A 1,826-nucleotide genomic window follows, 5' to 3' on the forward strand; every position below is an offset into this window, starting at 1 on the left:
GCCGTTTTGTGAAATAATGCGCTTTTATTTCACTGTTGGAAAGATACAAGGTTGGGTTGGAACGCAGTGGAAACCCAACATTTTCCCGATAAAACAGTATTTTGTTGGGTTTTCACTGCGTTCCAACCCAACCTACAGGGAGGCGATTTAACTTTAAGTTGCGCTTACTAACCAAATATGTTGCAATCTTACCAAGCAGATAGGGGAAGGGGTTATGAAAACAATAAAATTAGTGTGTGCCATTATTTTTTCATTTTTTTTATTTTCATGTAAAGACAATAAAGACAAGCATCGTGAACCCGTGCCTGTGGCGTATGACTACAATGATGAGAAAAATCAAGATGTTTATTCAAAATATATGCGGGCTGCCAAAGTAGACTGGATCATTTTTGATTCGGATAAGATCCGAAAAACATTAGGAAAACAAACCATACCCGATGATATTTACGGAAAAATTTATATTGAAAAAATAGAAATACGATATCAAGGGATTTTGGATAATTTCAGAAGCAAAGAAGAAGTTGTTCAGTATTACGGTGCCAAATTTTCAGACAAACCTTGCGAGAAAAATAATGTACAAGGACTAGTATGTTTTGAAGATAATATGGCATATAGATATTATTATTTACCCAATATTGAATATGACCTTTCAGGAGAAAGTAAATTTCCTAGTTTTTTATTCTCTTGTGGTAGGACATATTCTAATTGTGTTGGTAGTCAAATATTTTCAAGAATACCATACAACATAAGTATTGATATTCATTTTAACAATCCAAGTCATATATTCTATATTTTGGATTATGTGGATAAACACTTTTACGACACATTAGGAGTGCATTTATGGCAACCTTTACCGAACAAGAAGCAAGCGTAGGTTGGGCTGGAACGCAGTGGGAACCCAACATTTTCCCGATAAAACAGGATTTTGTTGGGCTTCCACTGTGCTTCAACCAAGCAGATATTGGGCATATTGTGCGTGATGGTTTGGCGCACTGGAAAACATTTTGACAAAATCTAAGATTTTTCACACAATTTCCCAAAAAATAAAGGAAAATGAATGCTTGGATTAGCGATACTGTTCGGATTGGCAGTGTGGGTATTGCTTACGCTGATTGCCATGATAGTCGGTTACAAATTCGGTAAGGGAAAAGGTTTATTTGTAGGCTTTATGCTGACGATGGGCGGATGGTTTGTGTACTGGGCACGAGTTCGCCTATATTCAAGCCAAAGTAAGCTATTTATGCAAAAAAGAAGCCGGGATTAAGGTGTATGTAACGCCTGAACAATGGCGCAAGCAGATTGGGGAGGGGGAATGGAAGAAAATGAGACCATTTACTAATAAAGAAAGAGATGAGCGTTATTTTATAAATAATAAAAAGCTATTTAATTTTAATGATAAGCAATACAAATATGCACAAGGTCAATTTAAAGATGGAAATATTCAAAATTATAGATTGGCATACTACAATTATTTCGGTAGCATTGGCAAAATAAAACAAAACTCATTTATATTAGTCGATGATTTTAATAAACAAGTTGTTTTACAAGGAACTTACTTTTTGTACCTAAAAAGATTTGGAGATATGGAAATATTCCAACATGATTGTATCAATGATATTGGTTGGAATTTTCATAGTATAGCTTTAAAATATTCTTACCACGATGAGGTACTTTCAAATGAATAGATTTATTGCAGATTATGCGTACTTAGCAGAGGCTAGCAAGCGTAGCTTGGGTTGAAACGAAGTGAAAACCCAACATTTTTCCGAAAATTTATGGATTTTGTTGGGTTTGCGCTTCGCTCCAACCCAACCTTGTATCTTTCC

The 1,826-nt window shown here is 35.1% G+C and carries 4 protein-coding genes; all 4 read left to right on the plus strand.

The features are described from left to right. Nucleotides 1-214 precede the first annotated feature (214 nt). Genes G392_RS13745 through G392_RS0109625 form a run of 4 tightly spaced genes read left to right on the plus strand, consistent with a single transcriptional unit; the run spans nt 215 to nt 1,685 of the window. Nucleotides 215-874 (plus strand): hypothetical protein, encoded by a 660-nt coding sequence (locus G392_RS13745; RefSeq protein ID WP_156900892.1) that lies wholly within the window; start codon nt 215-217, stop codon nt 872-874. Further along, nucleotides 841-1,008, plus strand: coding sequence for a hypothetical protein (locus G392_RS13750; RefSeq protein WP_156900893.1), 168 nt, complete (start codon nt 841-843; stop codon nt 1,006-1,008). Before G392_RS13745 ends, G392_RS13750 begins: the two co-directional genes overlap by 34 nt. A 49-nt stretch (nt 1,009-1,057) precedes the next feature. After that, entirely contained in the window at nt 1,058-1,264 is a 207-nt protein-coding gene (locus tag G392_RS0109620) for a hypothetical protein (RefSeq protein ID WP_027010048.1), read from the plus strand. Between the two features lie 58 nt (nt 1,265-1,322). Beyond that, on the plus strand, nt 1,323-1,685 hold the full coding sequence (locus tag G392_RS0109625) for a hypothetical protein (RefSeq protein ID WP_156900894.1): 363 nt from the start codon (nt 1,323-1,325) through the stop codon (nt 1,683-1,685). Nucleotides 1,686-1,826: the final 141 nt, after the last annotated feature.

It is taken from the genome of Conchiformibius kuhniae DSM 17694 (genome assembly GCF_000428785.1).
GTDB classification, from domain to species: domain Bacteria; phylum Pseudomonadota; class Gammaproteobacteria; order Burkholderiales; family Neisseriaceae; genus Conchiformibius; species Conchiformibius kuhniae.